Raw genomic sequence first — 20,633 nt, 5'->3', positions numbered from 1 at the left:
TCCCTGTCACGGGCAACGGTAACGACGGCCGAGGCGGTCGCGACGGAGGACGGCACCGATGCGCGCTGTGCACAACTGCCAAAACCGCAGGCCCGGATGCACATCCGGTGAGGACCGCGGGGTCCCTGTGACGCAGCGGTGCGGACGTGACGACGGTGGCATCCCGGGTCGTGCCCGGGGTTCAGCCGGTCGTGCCGTCGCGCGCCACGGGACGGGCCCCGTCGTCCCGCGGCGACAGCTCCGTCGGCCGGGGCAGCTCCCCGGGCAGCGGCAGCTCGTTCGGCCGCAGCGTGCGGACCGTGGCCTCGACCGGCGGCGGCGTGGGCACCGGCGACTCGGCGACCCCCAGGTCGTCGAAGCGGCGGGCGGCCACGAGCACCGACCCCTCGTAGGAGCCGACCGTCTCGTTGTAGCGGGTCAGCGTCGAGGACAGCGCCGAGCCCAGCCGGGTGAGGTGGCCGGAGAGGGTGGACAGGCGGGCGTGCAGCCGGCGGCCGACCTCGAGCACCTGGTCGGCGTCACGGGCCAGCCGCTCCTGCCGCCACGAGTAGGCGACGGTGCGCAGCAGCGCCAGCAGCGTGCTCGGGGTGGCCAGTACGACGTCGCGGGCGAAGCCGTACTCCAGCAGCCCGGGCTCGGCCTCGAGGGCGGTGGTGAGGAACCCGTCGGAGGGCACGAAGAGGACGGTGAACGGGGCGGCCGGCCGGAACGCCGTGGGGTAGCGGCGGGCGGCGAGGGCGTCGACGTGGGCCCGCAGCTGCCGGGCGTGCGCGGCGATCCGCTCGGCGCGCACCGCGACGTCCTCGGCCTGCACCGCCTCGATGTAGCCGGTGAACGGCACCTTGGCGTCGACCACCACCTGCCGGCCGTCGGAGAGGGTGACCACGAGGTCGGGACGCACGCCCGCGCCGACGTCGTTGGTGGCGGAGGGCTGCTCGACGAAGTCGCAGTGCTCGATCAGGCCGGCGACCTCGACCACCCGGCGCAGCTGCACCTCGCCCCACCGGCCGCGCACGTGGGGGGTGCGCAGCGCGGTCACCAGCGCGGCGGTCTCCTGCCGGAGCAGCGCCGAGGTCTGCCCGACGGTGCCCATCTGCTCGCGCAGCTCGCCGTGCGCGGTGGCGCGGTCGCGCTCGATGCCGGCCAGCAGCCGGTGCAGGTGGTCGAGCGACTCGTGCACCGGCTCCAGGCCGTCATCGGCCGGGCGGCGCCGGGACACCAGCGCGACGGCGCCGAGGGTGACCGCGGTGGCCAGCAGCGCGCCGACGAACAGACCGGTGAGCAGCGAGGCGGCGTCCACACCCAGAGGGTGCCGGACGGAACCGACACTTCCCGGCAGACACGAGCTCGGGAGGGACGGGGGCAGGGGTGGCCCCCTCCAGGGCACCGCCCCGAGCCTGCGAGGGGTAGGACGACGGGGTCCTCTTTCAGGCGGGGACGGGGGCGTGGGCCGCCTCGTGGTCGAGCAGCCAGCGCTTGACCGGCGTCCCCCAGCGGAAGCCGCCCAGCCCGCCGTCCGAGCCGAGCACCCGGTGGCAGGGGATGAACAGCGCCGCGGCGTTGCGGGCGCAGGCGTTGGCCGCCGCGCGGACCGCCGCGGGGCGCCCGCAGCGCGCCGCGAAGGCGGCGTAGGTGTCCGGCTCCCCGGGCGGGACGGTGCGCAGCACCTCCCAGGCGTCCTCGAGGAAGGGGCCGGAGCGCTGGCGCACCGGGACCTCGTCGATGGCGGTGACGTCGCCGGCGACGAAGGCCTCGACCGCGTCGAGCACCGGCAGGTGCTCGACGGGCTCGACCCAGGCCGGCCGCAGCGCGCGGTGCACGACGGGGAGGAGGTCGGAGACGTCGGCGGTCCAGCCGCTGGCGAGGACGGCGCCGTCGCGGGCCACGACCACGGTGAACGGCCCGGGCGGGGTCTCGACGGTGGCGGAGCGGGCGGGAAGCGGGGTCATGAGGCGCTCCGTTCGAGGGGGAGTGGTCGGGTCGAGAGCGCGGGTACGGCGAGCGCCCACAGGTGCATCACGGCGTAGGACCGCCACGGCCGCCAGCGGGTGGCGGCGTCGGCGTCGGAGCTGCCGAGGGTCGCGAGCGAGCGCCGCAACGCCAGGTCGCCGGGCAGCCACACGTCGGGGTCGCCCAGGCCGCGCAGCGCGACCAGCGCGGCGGTCCACGGGCCGACCCCGGGGACGGCGCGCAGGGCGCGGCCGGCCTCCTCGCGGTCGGCGCCGGGGTCGAGCGTCACCGCCCCGGCCGCCAGTGCGGCGGCGAGCGCGTGCACGGTGCGCCGGCGCGCGCCGGTCAGGCCGACGGCGGTGAGGTCGGCGTCGGCCAGGGCGGCCGGGCGCGGGAAGGCGTGGGTCAGCGTGCCCACCGGCTCGGGCAGCGGCGTGCCCGCGGCCCGCAGCACCCGGGCGGTGAGCGTGCGGGCGCCGGCGAGGGAGACCTGCTGGCCGAGGACGGCGCGCACGGCCAGCTCGTCGGCGTCGGGGGAGGCGGGCACCCGGCGGCCGGGCGCGGCGGCGACGAGCCCGGCCAGCGCCGGGTCGGAGCCGAGGACGCCGTCGACCGCGGCCGGGTCGGCGTCGAGGTCGAGCATGCGGCGGCAGCGGGCCACCGCCGTCCCCAGGTCGCGCAGCGCGGGCAGCTCCAGCCGGGCGGTCACCGCGGGGCCGCCGTCCGGGGCGGGGGAGAGGTGCACGACCCCGGGCCCGTGCGGCAGGTCGAGCACGCGGGAGAACGTCGTCCCGTCCCACTCCTCCAGGCCGGGGACGGCGTGCACGCCCAGGAACAGCAGCACCTCGGCGGCCTCGTACGGGGCGCGCGCGGCCAGCCGCAGCGTCAGCCGGCCGGGGGTGCCGGGCGGGCCGGCCGGCGTGGTGCGGCGCAGCTCGGTGGGGGTGGCGGCGAAGACCTCGCGGACGGTGTCGTTGAACTGCCGGATGCTGGCGAACCCCGCGGCGAAGGCGATGTCGGCCATGGGCAGGTCGGTGGTCTCGATGAGCAGTCGCGCGGTCTGCGCGCGCTGCGCCCGGGCCAGCGCCAGCGGGCCGACGCCCAGCTCGCCGACGAGCAGCCGGTGCAGCTGGCGCTCGGAGTAGCCCAGCCGGGCGGCCAGGCCGGGGACGCCGGAGCGCTCGACCTCGCCGTCGCCGATGAGCCGGACGGCGCGGGCGACGACGTCGGCGCGGGTGTCCCACTCCGGCGATCCGGGGACGGCGTCGGGGCGGCAGCGGCGGCAGGCCCGGTAGCCGGCGCCCTGGGCGGCGGCCGCGGTGGAGAAGAAGGCGACGTTGTGCGGCAGCGGCGTGCGGGCCGGGCAGGACGGGCGGCAGTAGATGCCGGTGGTGGCGACCGCGGTGAAGAACCAGCCGTCGAACCGGGCGTCCCGGCTGGCGACCGCGCGGTAGCAGCGTTCGGCGTCCAGTGGCGGTGTCACGCGACGAGCATGGCACCGCCGCGACCGGGGGACTGGCGGTTTCCGGACGCGGCCGTGGGCCCGGCCGGGACCGGCGCACTGCGCGATCACGGGCCCCGGGAGGCCGGGCTAGGCGAGCCGGCCGTCGTCGCGGACGACGCGCAGGTGCGGGCCGGTGCAGATGTCGGCGCGGGGGTCCTCGACGAGCGGCAGGCCGACCACGCGGCGGACCCGGTTCTCCGGGACGTCGAGGGCGCGGGCCAGCGCCGCCGCCAGGCGCTCGCTCACCATCCCCGAGTGCCGGCCGGCCGCGATGCGCGTGATGGTCTCGGGCGCGATCGCCCACTGGGCCCTCCGCGATGCTGCCTGGGCGCTCGAGGACAGCTCCAGCAGGCGCCGCTGCACCAGCTGCTGCAGGTCGTCGTCGGCCACCTGGTGAGGCTAGGTCGACGCGGCCTCGGAGGGCAGGCCCGCCGTCCCGAAGGCGTCCACGACCTCCTGGCTGCTGCAGCGGTGGGCGAGCAGGCTGTAGTCGAGGCTCGCCAGCGAGCGCTGCGCCGCCTCCGCGTCGACCACCCCGCAGGCGTCCTCGACCACCACGGGCAGGAGGCCGAGGTCGGCGGCGTGCCGGGCGGTCGGCTCGATCCCGATCTCGAGGACGGCGCCGACCAGGAGCAGCGTGGTCACGCCCCGGTCGCGCAGCACCTGCTCGACCGGGGTGCCGACGAACGCCGACATGCCGAGCTTGTCGAGCACCGGTTCGCCGTCTGCCGGCGCCAGCTCGTCGGCGACCTGGGTGTGCGGCGCGTCCGGCGGGAAGGCCGCGGTCACCGCGGCCGCCTCGCGAACCCGCTGCCACGCCATGGCGGTGCGCAGCGCCGTGACGCCCATGTGGGTCGGCGGGAGCGACACGTGGCGGACGTAGAGCACCGGGACACCCGAGGCCCGGGCCGCCTGCAGGACCGTGCCGATCCGCTCGACCAGCCGGTCCCGGTCCTGGACGTGGGCCAGGATGCCCACCTGCGCGTCGTAGACGAGCACCGCCGACGTCGTCGGACGGCACATCTCGCGCACCGTCTCGGGGACGGTCATGCCGAAGGCCTGCTGCATGCGCGGCAGCCTGGCAGTCCCCGGGGGCTTGCCGGCCGGTCGAGCTCGCGGCGGGTGTGGACGGCGCCGGGTCCGGCCGGACGCCGGCGGCTCAGCCGGCCGGGACGGCGGCGGTCGCGAGCACCTCCCGCGCCCGGTCGCCGGCCAGCAGCACCTCGGGCAGGGCGGCCAGCGCGGTGCGCATCCGCTCGACCCCGCCGAACTGGAAGCCCAGCTGGGTGGGGTAGCAGGCGCAGGCGTCGGCGCGCCGGTCGAGGTCCTGGGGCAGGTGCACCGCGGCCAGCCCACCGGGCAGTTCCGGGCCGGGGACGGCGGCGGGGTCGCGCAGCACGTAGGGGCTGTCGCGCCACCACAGCACCGGCCGGTCCAGCGCCGCGACCGCCCGCAGCACCTGCAGGTGGTCGACGTGCCCACCGAGGGCCTGCGGCGCCAGCCAGAGGTCGGCGTCGTGCCCCTCCAGCGCCGCGCCGAGCGACCGCCACACCTGGTCGTCCTCGTGCACGCCGGCGAACAGGTCGGCGGCGCTGGTGTACCCGCGGTGCGGCGCCTCCGGCAGGCCCAGGTAAACCGGCGTGGCGCCCAGCACGGCCATCGCCGCGGCGTCCTCCTCGCGGCGCAGCGCCAGGTAGTCCACGTCGGCGGGCAACCCCTTGTCCAGCTGGCAGGCCAGCGCGAAGCCGCCCGGGTCGGGCACGCTCGCGGTGAAGCAGGTGACCACGGTGACCTCGTGGCCGGCCGCGGCGAGCGCCGCCAGCGTGCCGCCGACGGAGAAGGCGGCGTCGTCGAGGTGCGGGCTGACCGCGAGCACCCTCACAGCGTCCCCCGTTCGACTCCGCACTCGGTCCGCTCCTCGGTCGCCAGTGCTCCCTGCGATGCTCCCTCGCGCGTCGTCCTCACAGCAGGTGCGCCGCGGAGCGGAACCGGCAGGACAGGTCGACGCCCGAGGGCATCGACCAGCCGGCGGACGGCGTCGTCCCGGCGACCGCCGAGTAGACGGTGTCGATCGAGGCCGCCAGCACCGGCCAGGAGTAGAGCCGCCGCACCTCCTCGAGCGCCGTCGTCGCCAGCCGGGTGCGCAGCGCGCCGTCGTCCAGCAGGCGGGTCAGCGCGGCCCGCAGTCCCGCGACGTCCCCGGGGGTGTGCAGCAGCCCGTTCTCCTCGTGCCGCAGGCAGTCGACGACGCCGACGCTGTCGGTGCTCACCGTCGGCAGCCCGCTGGCCATCGCCTCGAGCAGCGTGTTGCTGAACCCCTCGCTGTAGGTGGGGCTGACGAACACGTCCGCCGAGCGGTAGACCTCCGGCGCCTCGTCGGGCGGGACGTAGCCCAGGAACGTCGTCCGCTCGTCGGCGCGGGCCCTCGCCTCGTCGAGGTCCGGGCCGATGCCGGAGACCACCAGGCGGACGCCGTCGGGCAGCCCCTCGAGCAGGTCGAGGACGCCCTTGCGCCGGTCCACCCGGCCGTGGAACAGCAGCACCGGCGGCTCCCGCAGCGCGCCCAGCGGCCGCTCCGCCGGGGTGAACCGCCGGGTGTCGGTCGCCCCGGGGACGATCGTGAACCGCGCCGGGTCGCTGCCGAGGTTGCCCACCACCTCGTCACGGAAGCTGGCACTGCCGATCAGCACCGCGCTCGAGGCGTCCACCACCGTGCGCATCGCCTCGGCGTGGGTGGTGCAGCAGGTGCCCACCCAGTGGCCGTCGCCGCCCTGGATGCTCACCACGGCCGGCAGCCCGGTCTCGCGGGCGGCAGCCAGCACCGCCAGACCCGGCGGGTAGCCGTACTGGGCGTGCAGGACGTCGAAGGGCCGCTCGGCGTGCAGGCCGACGACGGTGCGCACGATCTCGTCGATGTCGCCCTCCCAGTCGGCGGGGACGACGGTCTCGCCCCGGCTGGGCAGCGCGACCACCTCGACGCCGGCCGGGACCCGGTCGGGCGGAGGGGGGCCGCCGCCGTAGACGCGGGTGCCCGCCTCGTCGTCGCGGTACTGGCTGACCAGCGTGACCTCGTGGCCCAGGGCCACCAGCTCGCGCAGCAGGTTCTCCGCGTAGACGCTCATCCCGCTGACCGCCGGCCAGTAGCGGCGGCTGACGAAGCAGATCCTCACGCCTGCTCGGCCTCCCTCAGTGTCGCGATCGCGCGCGGCACCATCTGGTGCGCGCGGTGTCCGTCGCGGGAGAGCTCGAGGGTGACCAGCCGCTCGTGGCCCACCTCCCGCAGCGCCCGCAGCACGGCGGGCAGGTCGACGTCCCCCTCGTCGAGGGGCAGGTGGTCGTGCACGCCGCGGCGCATGCCCTCGACGGCGACGGTGCCCAGGTGCGGGGCGAACGCGGCGACCGCCTCCTGCGGCTCGTACGCCCCGGCGACGACGCAGTGGCCGGTGTCGAGCGCCAGCGTGATCCCCGGCGCCGCCTCGGCCAGCCGCGCCCAGCCGTCGCAGTCCTCGACCAGCATCCCGGGCTCGGGCTCGACGGCCAGGGCGAAGCCCCGCCCGCCGGAGCTGTCGACCAGCGCGCGCACGCCGTCGACCAGCCAGCCCCACGCCTCGTCGCGGTCCACCCCCGGCCGCGGCACGCCGGCCCAGAAGCTGACCGCCTCGGCGCCCAGCACCTCGGCCAGGTCGCAGGCCAGCCGCAGGTAGGCCAGCCGCCGCGCCCGGCCCTCGGCGTCCGGGGTGACCAGCGTCGGCTCGTGCTTCACCCGCGGGTCGAGCAGGTAGCGGGCGCCGGTCTCGACGACGACGCCCAGACCCAGCTCGTCGCAGCGCGCCCGCGTCTTCTCGGCCTGCGCGAAGGCGTCCGGCGCGAACGGGTCGAGGTGGACGACGTCGAGCGTGAGCGCGACCCCCGCGTAGCCGGTGTCGGCGAGGAAGGGCAGCGCGTCGGACAGCCGGTGCGAGGTCAGCCCGTTGGTGTTGTACGCGTACCGCAGCGCGCTCACCGGGCCAGCACCTCCGCGACCGTGTGCCGACCCGGCTCGCGGTAGAGGGCGTAGAGCGCGCCCACCCGCCGGTCGGCACCCGCCCGGTCGAACCAGGCAGGACCGCCGAGGCGATCCTCCGCGTCGGCGGTCAGGTGCACCCGCGCCCAGCCGCCGGGGTCGGCCCCGACGGCCACCAGCGGCTCACCGCGGTCGAGCAGCCGCCGCACCCCGCGCTCGCCGATCCGCCCGTAGGACATCGTCTCGACCTCCAGGCCCGGTACCAGGACCTTGGCCGCGACCGCGTCGCCGACCGAGGGCTGCAGCTCCACCAGCACGTCGTGCCCGGCGGCGTGCAGGGCCCCGGTGACGGTCGCGTGCAGGTCGTCGCCGGACCAGGTCGGCAGGTCGGCCAGCGCGACGGTCCCCCGGCGCGACAGGACCGAGTCCTGCAGCAGGTCGACCAGCGCGCCGGTGCCCATCCGGGTCCAGGCGAGCATCGCCGCGAGCGCGCGGTCCTCCTCGACCAGCCGCTCCGGCGGGTGCCCGCCGCGCCAGGAGTCGAGGTAGCTCGGCGGCGTGGCCGGCAGGACGACGTCGAACGGCCCGTGCATGAACGCCTTGCGGCTGCGCGCCGACGCGAACTCGTGCAGCGCCTTGCGGACGGCGGTGTCGCGGTCGGGGTGCGCCGCCTCCCCGCACGCCGTCGCCATGACCGGCACCGGCTCGGACAGGTCGCGCGAGCAGCCGACCGCGTAGAGGTCGACCACGCCGAACTCCGTCGTCGCAAGCTTCACCATGACGTCGATGCCCGCGGCGTCGAGCCGGTCGAGCAGCGCCAGCGCGTCGGGGTCGCGGAGACCGGCGAGGTCCACCACGACGCCTGCGTCCATCGCGCGGAAGGAGGTGGCGTTGCCGTCGCGCTGCAGCACCTCGAGCAGCGCGTGCGCGACCGCCCGGTCGGCGTCGAACGCCGCGCCCTGCCCGTTGGTGATCACCGTGGTCAGCCAGCCACCGGGGGGCGGGGCGCCGGGCAGGTCGTCGGGCGCGGAGGCGACCAGCTCGGCGGGGACCAGCACCGTCTCGCCGTCCCGCTGCCGGGTCATCGGCAGCCACTGCAGCGGCCGGTCGTCGTCGTAGGCGCTGCCGGCCTCCAGGCAGAGGGTGCGCGGGTCGGCCACCCGGTCGCGGCCGTGCCGCCGGGTCATCTCCGCGTAGGAGCCCTCCTCCCGCTCGACGCCCTGGTGCGCGCGCAGCGACAGCGCCATCTCGGCCATCTCGCCCAGCGCCCCGGTGCGCGCCTCCTCACGGGTGGCGCCGTAGCCCAGGCCGCTGCCGCCCGGGTGCTCCGCGCTGGGCGGCAGGACGGCGCTGTGCAGCGGCACGTCGAGGACGTCGAGGCCCTCGATGGCGAACTCCTCGACCGGGGTGGGGAAGGAGTGCAGGTACCGCTGCGACGCGGTGAGGGTCGACGTCACAGTTCCTCCAGGGCGACGGGGGCGGCGTCCGGCGGACCGGAGAGAAGCCGCTGCACCAGGTGGACGACGTGGTCGGTGGTCACCCCGCGGACCAGCTCGAACGGCGTGGCGACGGCCTCGAAGTCCAGCGCGCCGACCACGGTCAGGTACTCGCGCAGCTCGCCATGGGACAGCGGGATCTGCGCGTGGAAGGCCTTGTGCGCGCTCAGCGCGACCGGGGCGCCGGCCTCGTCGAGGTCGACCTTGAGCGAGTCGCCGCAGAAGAGGACGCCGCGGCGGCGGTCGTGCAGCACCGAGTGGCCGGGGAAGTGGCCGCCGGTGCGGTGCAGGGTGAGGTCGGGGGCCAGCTCCAGCTCGTCGTCCGCCGGCCAGGTGACCCGGAAGGCCTTGGTCCACTCCAGGTCCCGGACGCCGACGCACACCACCCGCGGCTCGAGCTCCTGCTGCAGCTGCCACAGCGCGCCGTACCCGTGCACGTGGCTGGAGGCCAGGACGTCGAACCCGCCCTTGGTCGCGGCCATCCGCCGCAGCTGGGCGAGCATGTCGGCGGTGTACCAGGAGGCGCACTCGAAGCCGACCAGACCGGAGTCGCTCTCGATCACCCACCCGCGGCTGTCCAGGCCGAAGCGCGGGTGCGTCCCGAACTCGGTGACGCCCTCGACGGCGGTCGGCCGGCAGAAGCCCTCGACCAGCTCCTCGACCTGCGCCGGCGTCACGAACTCGAAGCCGTTCGCGGGCAGCGCGTTGCGGACGTCGGCGCAGACCGGGCAGACCAGCGGCCCGGGCGCCGGCCAGCGCTGCCAGTGCCCGCAGTTGGTGCAGGCGTAGGCGGGCAGGTCGGGCAGCATCCCGCGGTAGGGATTGGTCATCTCGCGTCTCCCAGGGCGGTGAGGAGGAGGCGGTGCAGCGCCAGGTCGCGCGCGGCGTCGTACGGCCAGGGCGCGTGCCCGGCGACCGCGGCGGTGAAGGCGGCGAACTGCGCGGCGAAGGGGGAGTGGTCGGCGAAGGGGACGTCGACCGGGTCGGGCCGGTGCAGCGTGAGCGAGCCGCCCGCCGCCTGGCCCATCGTGTCGACGGCGACGGCCATCCCGCGGGTGCCGACGACCTCGAGCCGGCGGCGGGGGAGGGCGTCGGGGGTGTTGAAGGCGACGTGCAGGTCGACCAGCACACCGGTCGCGGTGCGCCCGGACAGCAGCGCGCCGTCGTCCACCGGGTAGTCCTGCACCCGGCGCTGCAGCAGCGCGCGCAGCTCGACGACGTCCTCCCCGAGCAGCACGCCGGCCAGGTCGAGGCCGTGCGGGGCCAGGTCGATCGCCGCGCCGCCGCCGGCCCGCGCCCGGTCGACCCGCCAGTTGTCGTGCGGCCGGCCGTCCGGCGACCAGTCGGCGGGCAACCAGCAGCAGTAGACGATCCGCACCGCGGTCACCGTGCCCAGCTCGGGCACCAGCTCGCGCAGCCGCACGTGGGCAGGGTGCCAGCGCTGGTCGTACGCCGTCCCGAGGAGGACGCCGGCCTCGCGGGCGGCGCTCACCATCGCCCGCGCGTCGGCGACGTCGGCGGCCAGCGGCTTCTCGCAGAGCACCGCCTTGCCCGCCGCGGCCACCGCCTCGACCACTTCGCGGTGCGCGGCGTTCGGGACGGCGACGTAGACCGCGTCCAGCCCGGGTGTGGCGAGGAAGGCGCCGAGGTCGGCGTGCGCGGGGGCGTCGACGGGCGTGCGGGCCAGCGCGCCGGGGTCGCGGTCGTGCAGCGCGACGACCCGGGCGCCCGGCGTCGCGGCGAGGGCGGGCAGCGCGTGGTCGCGGGCCACCCAGCCGCAGCCGGCGACGCCCCACCCGACGCCGCTCACCGGCCCCACCCCTCTCCGTCGAGATCGCGCGATCTCGCACGTATGCGGGGGCAGATCCGTGCGAGATCGCGTGATCTCGACGAAGGCGGGGCGGCGCTCACCAGGACTCCGGCAGGTCGACGAGCAGCCGGCGGCGGGCGGCGTCGGCGGGCAGCGGGTCGGGCCAGCGGGCCGGCAGGTACGCCGAGCGCGGGCCGTACTCGCCGGCGTAGCGCTCGCTCGGCCAGCGCAGCTCCCCGTCGGCGTACAGCGGGTTGGGCCGCAGCGGCGGCAGCGGCTCGCCGAGGTCGACGGGCGCGGGCGACAGCGGGTCGCCGGCCACCAGCGCCACCGCCTCGCTGGCGTGCAGCGCGGTGGCCGGGGCGGGGCGCGGCCGCCGGCCCGCGAGCAGCGCGTCGGTCAGCTCGGCGTCGTCGTAGAGCAGGTCGGTGCCGAGCACCGCGGCGTAGCCCTCCGGAGTCAGCGGCTCCCCGTGCGGGTCGGCGACGTGCGCGTGCCCGACGACGACGGTGCCGCCGTCCCCCGCGAGCTCGCGCATCGCCGCAGCGGCCGCCGGCTTGTCCCGCAGGAAGTAGAAGGCGTCGTGGCACAGCACGTAGGCCGGCGTCGGCACGCCCAGGTCGGGGACGCCGACCACGTCGGCGCAGACGTAGCGCGCCGAGGGGCAGACGAAGCGCCGGGCCAGCCACAGCTTGGCCCAGACGACGTCGACGCCGACCAGGTCGGTGCAGCCGCGGCGGGCCAGCTCGCGCAGGTGGGTGCCGGTGCCGCAGGCGACGTCCACCACCGGCCTGCTGCCCGGCCAGTGCTGCTGCAGCAGCGCCAGCCCGGCCAGGTGGGTGGGGTCGGACCAGCGGTGGGCGAAGTAGTCGGCGACCCGGCCCATGCCGAGGAGGTCCATCGCCTCGCGCAGGGTGCGCGCGGCCGGCACGCGGGCCAGCTGCTCGGGCGGCGGGGGCGGCTCGGTCCACCAGTCGTCGGCGTCGGCCAGCAGCGCGGCGCGGGCGCGGTCGACCTCGCCGTGGGACAGCAGGCCGGCCACCTCCGCACGCAGCTCGTCGCGCCCGGCCCGGGCGTACGGGATGCCGTCGACCACCGGGACGGCGGGGGCGGCCGTCCTCACAGCCCCGCCGCCGCCAGGACGTCGAGGTGGAAGGCCTGCACCGGCCCCGCGTGCACGAGCTCGAGGTCGTCGAGCGCCTGCGACGCGGTGAACGCCGCCGCGCGCGCGTGGTGGTGCACCTGCAGCACCCGGTCGAGGACGTCGGCGGCGTGGAAGGCCTGCGACTCCGGCGCACCGGCGTCCGCCCGCAGCTGCAGCACCGTGCGCAGCCGCTCGGCCAGGGAGCCGGGCAGGGCGGCCAGCTCGCGCTCCTCCAGCGTCGTGACGACCTGGTCGAGCGCCGAGCCGAGCAGCACCTCGCCGGCGAACCCGGCGTCGGGCAGCACGACGTTGTGCAGGTGGTGGGCCAGCCCGACGAGGAACGGCGCCACCGGATCGGCACCGAACACCGGGGCGACGAGCACGCCGTAGACGGCGACGGTCAGGCAGTGGTCGCCGTGGCTCTCCGGCGGCTCGACGACCACCCGCGGCTTGCCCGGGGCGGTGGCCCCGGCGCGCGGCTGGCGGTTGAGCCGCTCGGCGAGCGCGGGCGGCTGCGGCGTCGGGACGGCGAGCGGCAGGGCCGCGCGCAGCCGGACCCGCAGGTCGGCGTCCAGCGGACCGGCGACCTCGTCGAACCCGCGGCACAGCACGTCGCGGGCGTCGTCGTCGGTCAGGCCCGCAGTCCGGAGCACCGCACCGTCGATGCCGGCCAGCCGGGCGCGGGCCACGGCCGCCGCCGTCTCCGACAGCGCGACCGCGGCCGCGTCCTCACCCGCGACCAGCCGCCCCCAGGCGCGGGCGAAGGCCCGTTCGGCCAGCGACCCGGGGGCGTCGGCGACGCGGATCCGCTTGGCGTCGCCGACCTCGGTCAGCAGCGGGCGGAGCTCGGCGAGGGCGGGGGAGCCGCCCGTCACCGGCCGGCCGGAGCGCCGGCGACCCAGTCGAGCAGCACCCGCTCCTGCCGGTGCAGGGCGTGCTCGGGGGTGCTGCCGTCCGGGGACATCGGGGCCTTGAAGAACCAGCCGAACTGGGTCTGCACGCCGGCCTGACCGCGCTGCTGGGCCAGGTCGGTCAGCCGGGCCAGCTCGATGGCCAGCGGCGCGGCCAGGATCGAGTCGCGGCACTGGAAGTCGACCTTGATCTGCATGCGCTGGCCGAGGAAGCCGACCAGGTCGATGGCGTCCCAGGCCTCCTTCTGGTCACCACGCGGGCGGTAGTAGTCGATCCGCACGACGTGGTCCTCGACCGGGTAGCCGAGGATCGAGTCCAGCACTCTGCCCTTGGTCTGCAGCTTGCTCGACAGCGAGTCCGGGTCCTCGAGGGCCTGGCCGTCGCGATTGCCCAGGATGTTGGTGGAGTACCAGCCCTCGACGGTGAGCGAGCGGCTGCGGAAGGCCGGCGCGAGCACCGTCTTGAGCATCGTCTGGCCGGTCTTGCCGTCCTTGCCGGCGACCGGGACGCCGCGGCTCTCGGCGAAGGCCACCAGCGCGGGGACGTCGGCGGCCAGTGACGGCGTGAAGTTGACGTAGCCCACGCCCTCGGCGATCGCAGCGTAGGCGTAGACCATCGCAGGGGTGATGGCCCGGTCGTCGGCGTCCAGCCCGGCCTCGAAGGCCTCGACCGTCTGCAGGGCGGGCGCCGCCGGGTCGGGCCAGCGCTCCGTGGAGGCCAGGTTGACCAGCACGAGCCCGTCGAGGTCGTGCTCCTCCCGGAACCGGCGCAGGTCGGCCCGGACGGCGTCGACCTGCGCGCGGCGGGTCTCGGCCAGCACCACGTTGCCGCCGGTCACGTTGCGGCAGAAGTCGGCGTCGCCGGCAGCCGGCCACGGGGTCACGGAGGACAGGTGCGGCCCGGCCTGCTCCAGCTGGTGGGGGTCCAGGACGCCGTGCAGCTCGGCGGCCTTGCGCAGATCGGTGCCGTCGAGGTCCCAGCCCCCGACGACCAGGTCGGCGTAGCCGGCGATGCCGGTCACTTCCTCGAGGGAGCGGCCGTCGACCTCCAGACCTGCCAGTGGCAGCCCGGTCGTGTCGCCCGCACCGGTGCGGAGCAGTTCCAGCCCCGCCACGGCAGTCGTGGCGACCGCTCCTCCGAGGCCGACGACGGCCATCCCGACCCGACGTGGTCCAGCGGACACCGGATCCCCCTCGTACTCGACATCATGACGTGCCACCTACCGTGACACGGGTCACCAGGAACCGCAGCTCGAACGTGGAGTCAATCCAGTCGTGTAGTCGATCGCAGGTTCGCCGACCGGTGGACGGCGGCCCGGCCCACCGGCTGTCCCGCCGAGGCGCCGCCGCGAGGAGCGTCGGGGCACGACCACGACACAACCGGCGCCGATCACGCGCAGGACGGCGCCCGACGACCGGGCAGGCGGTGCGGCGGGCGGCGCGCAGCTCGTCGGCGTCGGCGCATCTGCAGGGTGAGCGTGCAGGCTGGGCCGGCCACGGCGTGAGGCGGCGGCCGGGCCGGCAGGCGCCCCGTAGGCTGGACGCTGCCCGAGCGAGCGTGCGAGCTCGGCGACGAGCACAGCAGTCCGACGAACGCGGACGACGAGCGAAGCGAGGAAGTGCGCGTGAGTCTCACCATCGGCATCGTCGGGCTGCCCAACGTCGGCAAGTCGACGCTGTTCAACGCGTTGACCAAGAACGACGTCCTGGCGGCGAACTACCCGTTCGCCACGATCGAGCCGAACGTGGGCGTGGTCGGGGTGCCGGACCCGCGCCTCGACACGCTGGCCGAGCTGTTCTCGTCGCAGAAGACGATCCCGGCGACGGTGTCCTTCGTCGACATCGCCGGCATCGTGCGCGGCGCCAGCGAGGGGCAGGGGCTGGGCAACAAGTTCCTGGCCAACATCCGCGAGAGCGACGCCATCTGCCAGGTGATCCGGGTCTTCACCGACCCCGACGTCGTGCACGTCGAGGGCAAGGTCAGCCCGGCCGACGACATCGAGACGATCAACACCGAGCTCGTCCTCGCCGACATGCAGACGCTGGAGAAGGCGATCCCGCGACTGGAGAAGGAGGCCCGCAAGGACAAGGAGCGGGCCGCCCTGCTCGACGCCGCCCGAGCCGCGCAGACCGTGCTCGACGAGGGCAAGACCCTCTTCTCCGCCGGCGTCGACCCCGAGCCGCTGCGCGAGCTGACCCTGCTGACCATCAAGCCGTTCCTCTACGTCTTCAACGTCGACGAGGAGGAGCTGGCCAACGAGGAGCTCATCTCCGAGCTGCGCGGGCTCGTCGCCCCGGCCGAGGCGATCCTGATGGACGCCAAGATCGAGGCCGAGCTCGCCGAGCTGCCCGAGGAGGAGGCCGCCGAGCTGCTCGCCGGCATCGGCCAGGAGGAGCCCGGCCTGCACCAGCTGGCCCGCATCGGCTTCACCACCCTCGGCCTGCAGACCTACCTGACCGCCGGTCCCAAGGAGGCCCGCGCCTGGACCATCCCGGTCGGCGCGACCGCCCCGCAGGCCGCCGGCGTCATCCACACCGACTTCCAGCGCGGCTTCATCAAGGCCGAGATCGTCTCCTACGACCAGCTGGTCGAGGCCGGCTCGATGGCCGAGGCCAAGGCCCGCGGCTGGGTGCGCATGGAGGGCAAGGACTACGTCATGCAGGACGGCGACGTCGTGGAGTTCCGCTTCAACGTGTAGGTGGCGGTGTTTCCGCAGTTCAGCGGCTTGTCGAGGTGGCCGAGTCCGCACCCAGTCCGCAACTGTCCGCGAAGAGTTCTTCGGCGGCCCGCCTCGTGCGGTCCTCCGCGGTGGGCCAGAGGTGGCTGTAGGTGTTCAGCGTCGTGGTGGCGCTGGCGTGCCCGAGGGCCCGCTGGACGGTGACGACGTCGCAGCCGGAGGCGATGAGCCCGGAGGCGTAGAAGTGCCGGAGGTCGTGCAGCTTCACGCCGCTGAGGCCGGCCGCGGCGAGCGTCGTCCGCCAGCGGTGGCCGACGGTGTTCTGGTGCGGCGGCTGGCCGGCGTCGCCGGTGAAGAGCCAGGTGCCCTCCCGGCAGTGGGCGGCGACGTGACCGGCGAGCAGGTCGACCAGTGACGGCGCGAGGTACACCTGCCGCTCGCTGCCGTACTTAGAGATCGTTTCAAGATGAGCTCGGCGCGCCTTCCGCGGGCGTCAGGTCGGCCTGCCGAGGCTGTGGTGGGTGATCGAGGAACTCGTGCCGGACGGGCTGTGGGAGCGGATCGCCCCACTGCTGCCGCCGCGGAAGCCACGCCGACACCGCTATCCGGGGCGTCGGCCGATCGATGACCGTGCCGCGCTGGCCGGGATCGTGTTCGTGCTCAAGACCGGCATCACCTGGAACCAGCTGCCCACGTCCCTGGTCGGCTGCTCCGGGGTGACCTGCTGGCGGCGGCTACGCGATTGGACCGAGGCCGGCGTGTGGCCGGCCCTGCACGGACAACTGCTGGACCAGCTGCGCGCTCTTGGCGAGCTGGACCTGGACCGCTGCGCGGTCGACGGCTCCCACATCCGGGCGCTCAAAGGGGGGACCACGTCGGCCCGTCCCCGGTCGACCGCGGCCGGCCCGGCTCCAAGCACCACCTGATCTGCGACGCCGGCGGCATTCCGCTCGCGGTCAGCCTGACCGGCGGCGACCGCAACGACGTCACCCAGCTCATCCCGCTGGTCGATGCCGTTCCGCCGATCCGCGGCCGGCGCGGGCGGCCCCGCCGGCGACCGCGGGAGCTGTTCGCCGATCGCGGCTACGACCACGACGTCTACCGCCGACAGCTGCGCGCCCGCGGGATCACTCCGCGCATCGCCCGCCGCGGCGTCGCCCATGGCTCCGGCCTGGGCCGTCAGCGGTGGGTGGTCGAGCGCAGTTTCGCCTGGCTGCACGCCTTCAAGCGGCTGCGCACCCGCTACGAGCACCGCGGCGACATCCACCTCGGCCTGCTCCAGCTCGCCTGCGCCCTCATCTGCTACCGGCAGCTGACCGTCGTTCTGAAATGAGTTCTTAGGTGCGCGCAGCTCGATCGCGCCGCCGGGGGCGCGCCGCACCTGGCCGGCGACGGTGAGGGTGCGGCGGAGGAAGTCGACGTCGCCGACGCGGACGGCGGCCGCCTCGCCGAGCCGCAGGCCGGCGAAGCCGCACAGCCCGACGAAGGCGCGGAAGGGCCCGTCGGCGGCCTCGAGGATCGCCCCGACCTGGGCGGGCGTCGGCAGCGTCATGGCGGCGGCTGCTCGGCGCCGGCGGGGGAGGGCGACGCCCTCACTCGGGTCGCGCGGGATCACCCGGTCGGCGACGGCGCCGCGCAGGACGGCGCGGACGTTGTTGGTCCGGGTGTGCACGGTGCCGGCGCCAGGCCGCGGGTGGCCATGCTCTTGACCCAGTGCTCGATGTGCGAGCGGCGCAGCGACCGCATCCGGACGTCGGCGAAGGTCGTGGACCGGGCGGCCAGACTCATCGCCGTCTCGGTGCCGGGTGCCCACACCTGGCGGGCCGACCACTCGGCGTAGTACTCGGCGAAGGTCTGCCGGCCTGCGCCCGGGTCGACGTAGGTGCCGGTGACCACGGCAGCCGTGACCTCGTCGAGCCAGCGCTGGGCGTCGACCTTGCGGTCGAAGCGGCGGGCGTGCTCCTTGCCGTGCTCGTCCCGGTACCGCGGCCGGTACTTGCCGTTCGGCAACCACGAGATGCTGGCCATGCTGCTGCCTCTCGTCGTCGGTCGATCCGGCGCCCGCCCGAGGTCCCGGTGTAGCGCTCACAGGCCTGCTGGGGGGCTGGGGCGAGAACCTATGGCGAACCACTGCCATGTGGACGCCGGGGATCGGCGTGATCGCTGCGGCGCTCAGCTGCACCGGAGCGTCCCGCCGCTTCTCCAGTTGTTCCCCAGTAGCGGTAACCCGGGTCTCGTCCGTGTCGGTTGCCGCTGGAAGGGTTGAACTCGGACCGCCGCTCCCCGCCCGGCAGCAGCGTGCCGGCTGCAGGAGGTCGTCGAAAACGCGCTGCGCGTCCCTGCGGGATGGGCCTTCGGCCCACCCTTCCCCCGACCCGCTGCAGCCGGATCAGGGCCGGTTGTGGAGATCGGACAGGAATGCCGACTCGGACAGGACAGTCCGCTCATGAGCGGCTCGGCATCGACGGCCGGTGCAACGTCCGGCTGAGCGGGGCGAGGCCGCGTCCTCGGTGTCACGCGGGACAGCATGGAGAGGCGCACCGTTCCCGTTTCGTTCCCGGGCGCCAATGGTGCTGCTCGTCATCGAGCCCTTGTGGGGCGGTCGCGGCCAAGAGGTTGAACCGGGCGTCCCAAAGCGGCCCACTCTGGGACATGCTGCGGTCGCGCCTGCCGTGCAGGCGGTGCGGGCGCTCACTGAGTGCCCGGCTAGCCGGCGGTCACCCCGCCCGGTCGAGGATCGGCCGCAGCAGCCCGGCGAGCGCCTCGGGCTGCGACAGGAACGGCGAGTGCCCGGTGTCCATCCGAAGCACCTCGCCGGCCCGCTGGGCCATCGCTTCCTGCGCGAACGGGGGAATCGCCTGGTCCTGCTCGCAGATCACGTACGTGCTGGGCACCGCCTTCCACCCGGCGTTCGTCAGCGGCTGCTGGAAGGCGGCCAGCGAGTGCGCCGAGACGCGGACCACCGACCGCGCGGTCAGCTCAGGGGAGACGCCGTTGTAGAAGATTTCCGCCGGCGTCTTCACCAGTACGTGGTCGCCACGCACGTCCTGCCACGGAGGTACGGTGCCGCCGACCGCGCCCGCCAGCGACTCGCCCTCGTCCAGGAGGAAGGCGCAGAGATAAATCAGGTGCGCGACGCCGCTGTCGGCGGTGACTGCCTCGGTGATCACCACTCCGCCATAGGAGTGGCCCAGGACGACGGTCGGCCCGCCGATGCTGGACAGCACCGACCGGACCGCCGCCGCGTCGGCGTACAGGTCGCCCAGTGCGGCCGGGTTGTTCCCCGCACTGGGCAGGTCGATGGTCTGAACCGGCACGTCGCCGAGCGCGTCAGCGAGCGGCTCCCAGCACCAGGAGCCGTGCCAGGCGCCGTGGACGAGGACCAGTGTGGGGGTCATCAAATCCCCTCCGTCGGTCAGGGCCGGCAGGCATCTCGTCCGGCCTCCGGCCGTCGGTCGTCGCGGAGTGTGACAGGGGACGCCCCTTCCCCCAAGCCACACCTGGCTGGCGAACTCAGACGTCCCTGAAGTCCTGGGTGTCCCCTGTCGGGGAGTGCCGTTCCGGGCTGAAAATGGTGCGCGGCCGCCCGTCGACGTCGTGGTGGCTTGGTCGTTCGAGGCCGGTCTGAAGTCGGGCGCCGGGAGCTGCGCTGTGGGCCGTTGCGTGTGCTTCGAGCACGAGGATCAGATTCGCCCTTCCCTGCAGCTCCCACGGGTGGCCGCCTCCGGATCAGGGTCAAGGGGGCGAGGGCGATGCGGGTCGACACCGACGAGCCCGAGATCATCGAGCGGGTCGCCGCTCTCGACGTGGCCAAGGCCGAGGTGGTGTGCTGCGCCCGGGTGCCCGGCCCGGGCCGGCAGCGGATGCAGGAGGTCCGCACCGTCTCCACGATGACCGCCGCACTGCTGGGGCTGGGCGACTGGCTGGCCGAGCTCGGGGTGAGCCGAGTGGTGATGGAGGCGACCAGCGACTACTGGCGGGCGCCGTTCTACCTGCTGGAGGACCGCTTCGAGACCTGGCTGGTCAACGCGCACGACGTCAAGCACCTGCCGGGCCGGCCGAAGACCGACCGGCTGGATGCGGTCTGGCTGTGCAAGGTCGCCGAGCGGCAGATGCTGCGGCCGAGCTTCGTGCCGCCGCCGCAGATCCGGGCCCTGCGCGATCTGACCCGCTACCGGGTCGATCTGCTGGCCGTGCGCACCGCGGAGAAGCAGCGGGTGGACAAGCTGCTCGAGGACGCGCTGATCAAGCTGACGGCCGTGGTGAGCGATCCGTTCGGGGCCTCCGGGCGGGCGATCATGGCCGCGCTCATCGCCGGCGAGCGGGATCCGGTGGTGCTGGCGAACCTGGCCCGCGGCAGCCTGCGGTCCAAGACCGCTCGCCTGACCGAGGCGCTGACCGGGCGGTTCACCGACCACCACGCCTTCCTGCTGGCCCAGATGCTGCACCGGGTCGATGCGGTCACCGCCGACATCGCCACGGTGCAGGCCCGCATCGAGGCCCAGGTCGGCGAGTTGGCATCCGCGGTCGCCAAGCTGGATGCGATTCCCGGCGTGGGGCCGGTCGCCGCGCAGATGATCCTGGCCGAGATCGGTACGGACATGACCCGCTTCCCGACCCCGGCGCACCTGGCCTCGTGGGCTCGATTCGCGCCAGGAGTCAACGAATCCGCCGGCCGCCCCACGGGCAAAGCAGGCAGCGGCAAGGGCAACCGCTACCTGGCCCGGGTGCTCGGCGAGGCCGCCGTCAGCGCCGCCCGCACCGACACCTTCCTCGGCGAGCGCTATCGGCGGATCGCCCGACGTCGCGGCAAGAAGCGGGCCATCGTCGCGATCGGCCGCTCGATCCTGGTCATCATCTGGGCGCTGCTCTCCGACGAGCAGGCCCAGTTCACCGACCTTGGTCCGGACTACTACGCCGCGCGCAACAACCCCGAGCGCAAGGCCCGTCATCACATCCGCGAACTGCAGGCCCTCGGCTACTCGGTCACCCTCAACCCCGCAGCCTGATCCACATCCCGGGAGATTTTCGGATCAGCCGCCTTATGAGACGCACTTGCCCCACCTCACCGCACCACACCCGCGCTGATGCCGCCCACCAGACTCGGCGGCTTGAGCGACATCGTTACGTCATCCCG

19 protein-coding genes and 1 pseudogene are annotated in these 20,633 nt (G+C 74.9%); 3 read left to right on the top strand and 17 right to left on the bottom strand.

Annotation, left to right across the window (positions count from 1 at the left end; translation table 11 throughout):
• Nucleotides 1-181: 181 nt before the first annotated feature.
• The 14 genes from ACWIX7_RS08185 to ACWIX7_RS08120 form a co-directional block, all read right to left on the bottom strand.
• Nucleotides 182-1,300 (bottom strand): DNA recombination protein RmuC, encoded by a 1,119-nt coding sequence (locus ACWIX7_RS08185; protein WP_448621047.1) that lies wholly within the window; start codon nucleotides 1,298-1,300, stop codon nucleotides 182-184.
• Nucleotides 1,301-1,427: 127 nt separating this feature from the next.
• Entirely contained in the window at nucleotides 1,428-1,949 is a 522-nt protein-coding gene (locus ACWIX7_RS08180; RefSeq protein ID WP_448621046.1) for a methylated-DNA--[protein]-cysteine S-methyltransferase, read from the bottom strand.
• Entirely contained in the window at nucleotides 1,946-3,433 is a 1,488-nt protein-coding gene (locus ACWIX7_RS08175) for an AlkA N-terminal domain-containing protein (protein ID WP_448621045.1), read from the bottom strand. Before ACWIX7_RS08175 ends, ACWIX7_RS08180 begins: the two co-directional genes overlap by 4 nt.
• Nucleotides 3,434-3,541: 108 nt before the next feature.
• Complete coding sequence (locus ACWIX7_RS08170) at nucleotides 3,542-3,844, bottom strand: hypothetical protein (protein ID WP_448621044.1); 303 nt, start codon at nucleotides 3,842-3,844, stop codon at nucleotides 3,542-3,544.
• 9 nt (nucleotides 3,845-3,853) lie between these two features.
• Nucleotides 3,854-4,522 (bottom strand): cysteine hydrolase family protein, encoded by a 669-nt coding sequence (locus ACWIX7_RS08165; protein WP_448621043.1) that lies wholly within the window; start codon nucleotides 4,520-4,522, stop codon nucleotides 3,854-3,856.
• A gap of 91 nt (nucleotides 4,523-4,613) precedes the next feature.
• Nucleotides 4,614-5,330, bottom strand: a complete 717-nt coding sequence (locus tag ACWIX7_RS08160; RefSeq protein ID WP_448621042.1) for a PIG-L deacetylase family protein — start codon at nucleotides 5,328-5,330, stop codon at nucleotides 4,614-4,616.
• Nucleotides 5,331-5,415: 85 nt separating this feature from the next.
• The gene (locus ACWIX7_RS08155; protein ID WP_448621041.1) at nucleotides 5,416-6,624 is read right to left on the bottom strand and encodes a glycosyltransferase family 4 protein; all 1,209 of its coding nucleotides are present in this window, start codon (nucleotides 6,622-6,624) and stop codon (nucleotides 5,416-5,418) included.
• Nucleotides 6,621-7,457 (bottom strand): sugar phosphate isomerase/epimerase family protein, encoded by an 837-nt coding sequence (locus ACWIX7_RS08150; RefSeq protein WP_448621040.1) that lies wholly within the window; start codon nucleotides 7,455-7,457, stop codon nucleotides 6,621-6,623. The genes ACWIX7_RS08155 and ACWIX7_RS08150 overlap by 4 nt, the downstream gene beginning before the upstream one ends.
• Complete coding sequence (locus ACWIX7_RS08145; RefSeq protein ID WP_448621039.1) at nucleotides 7,454-8,914, bottom strand: YcaO-like family protein; 1,461 nt, start codon at nucleotides 8,912-8,914, stop codon at nucleotides 7,454-7,456. The genes ACWIX7_RS08150 and ACWIX7_RS08145 overlap by 4 nt, the downstream gene beginning before the upstream one ends.
• On the bottom strand, nucleotides 8,911-9,783 hold the full coding sequence (locus ACWIX7_RS08140) for an MBL fold metallo-hydrolase (RefSeq protein WP_448621038.1): 873 nt from the start codon (nucleotides 9,781-9,783) through the stop codon (nucleotides 8,911-8,913). The genes ACWIX7_RS08145 and ACWIX7_RS08140 overlap by 4 nt, the downstream gene beginning before the upstream one ends.
• Nucleotides 9,780-10,763 (bottom strand): Gfo/Idh/MocA family protein, encoded by a 984-nt coding sequence (locus ACWIX7_RS08135; RefSeq protein WP_448621037.1) that lies wholly within the window; start codon nucleotides 10,761-10,763, stop codon nucleotides 9,780-9,782. The genes ACWIX7_RS08140 and ACWIX7_RS08135 overlap by 4 nt, the downstream gene beginning before the upstream one ends.
• Nucleotides 10,764-10,860: 97 nt before the next feature.
• The gene (locus tag ACWIX7_RS08130) at nucleotides 10,861-11,886 is read right to left on the bottom strand and encodes a class I SAM-dependent methyltransferase (RefSeq protein WP_448621036.1); all 1,026 of its coding nucleotides are present in this window, start codon (nucleotides 11,884-11,886) and stop codon (nucleotides 10,861-10,863) included.
• Nucleotides 11,883-12,782, bottom strand: coding sequence for a hypothetical protein (locus ACWIX7_RS08125; protein ID WP_448621035.1), 900 nt, complete (start codon nucleotides 12,780-12,782; stop codon nucleotides 11,883-11,885). The genes ACWIX7_RS08130 and ACWIX7_RS08125 overlap by 4 nt, the downstream gene beginning before the upstream one ends.
• On the bottom strand, nucleotides 12,779-14,002 hold the full coding sequence (locus ACWIX7_RS08120; RefSeq protein WP_448621034.1) for an inositol-3-phosphate synthase: 1,224 nt from the start codon (nucleotides 14,000-14,002) through the stop codon (nucleotides 12,779-12,781). The genes ACWIX7_RS08125 and ACWIX7_RS08120 overlap by 4 nt, the downstream gene beginning before the upstream one ends.
• Before the next feature lie 441 nt (nucleotides 14,003-14,443).
• On the opposite strand from ACWIX7_RS08120, the gene ychF reads away from it, so the two are divergent.
• On the top strand, nucleotides 14,444-15,517 hold the full coding sequence (ychF, locus tag ACWIX7_RS08115) for a redox-regulated ATPase YchF (RefSeq protein WP_448621033.1): 1,074 nt from the start codon (nucleotides 14,444-14,446) through the stop codon (nucleotides 15,515-15,517).
• A gap of 19 nt (nucleotides 15,518-15,536) precedes the next feature.
• On the opposite strand, the pseudogene ACWIX7_RS08110 reads toward ychF, so the two are convergent.
• Nucleotides 15,537-15,962, bottom strand: a pseudogene (locus ACWIX7_RS08110) (tyrosine-type recombinase/integrase); the annotation flags it as partial.
• Nucleotides 15,963-16,017: 55 nt separating this feature from the next.
• On the opposite strand from ACWIX7_RS08110, the gene ACWIX7_RS08105 reads away from it, so the two are divergent.
• Nucleotides 16,018-16,829 (top strand): IS5 family transposase gene (locus ACWIX7_RS08105; RefSeq protein ID WP_448621032.1). Its coding sequence is split into 2 segments (ribosomal slippage): nucleotides 16,018-16,366 and nucleotides 16,366-16,829, totalling 813 coding nucleotides; the frame shifts between segments, so codons are not numbered across the junction.
• A 278-nt stretch (nucleotides 16,830-17,107) separates the two neighbouring features.
• On the opposite strand, the gene ACWIX7_RS08100 is transcribed toward ACWIX7_RS08105, so the two are convergent.
• The gene (locus ACWIX7_RS08100; RefSeq protein WP_448621031.1) at nucleotides 17,108-17,524 is read right to left on the bottom strand and encodes a hypothetical protein; all 417 of its coding nucleotides are present in this window, start codon (nucleotides 17,522-17,524) and stop codon (nucleotides 17,108-17,110) included.
• A gap of 689 nt (nucleotides 17,525-18,213) precedes the next feature.
• The gene (locus ACWIX7_RS08095; protein WP_448617357.1) at nucleotides 18,214-18,894 is read right to left on the bottom strand and encodes an alpha/beta hydrolase; all 681 of its coding nucleotides are present in this window, start codon (nucleotides 18,892-18,894) and stop codon (nucleotides 18,214-18,216) included.
• Between the two features lie 354 nt (nucleotides 18,895-19,248).
• Here ACWIX7_RS08095 and ACWIX7_RS08090 point away from each other — a divergent pair, with 354 nt between their 5' ends.
• Nucleotides 19,249-20,505, top strand: a complete 1,257-nt coding sequence (locus ACWIX7_RS08090; RefSeq protein WP_448617358.1) for an IS110 family transposase — start codon at nucleotides 19,249-19,251, stop codon at nucleotides 20,503-20,505.
• Nucleotides 20,506-20,633: the final 128 nt, after the last annotated feature.

This window comes from Geodermatophilus sp. URMC 65, from assembly GCF_053502545.1.
This window is presented reverse-complemented; position numbering and strand designations above follow the sequence as displayed.

Coding starts and splice junctions, on each gene's coding strand:
- ACWIX7_RS08180 (WP_448621046.1), bottom strand. CDS start 1,949: ATGACCCCGCTTCCCGCCCGCTCCGCCACCGTCGAGACCCCGCCCGGG.
- ACWIX7_RS08165 (WP_448621043.1), bottom strand. CDS start 4,522: ATGCAGCAGGCCTTCGGCATGACCGTCCCCGAGACGGTGCGCGAGATG.
- ACWIX7_RS08140 (WP_448621038.1), bottom strand. CDS start 9,783: ATGACCAATCCCTACCGCGGGATGCTGCCCGACCTGCCCGCCTACGCC.
- ACWIX7_RS08100 (WP_448621031.1), bottom strand. CDS start 17,524: ATGGCCAGCATCTCGTGGTTGCCGAACGGCAAGTACCGGCCGCGGTAC.
- ACWIX7_RS08095 (WP_448617357.1), bottom strand. CDS start 18,894: ATGACCCCCACACTGGTCCTCGTCCACGGCGCCTGGCACGGCTCCTGG.
- ACWIX7_RS08090 (WP_448617358.1), top strand. CDS start 19,249: ATGCGGGTCGACACCGACGAGCCCGAGATCATCGAGCGGGTCGCCGCT.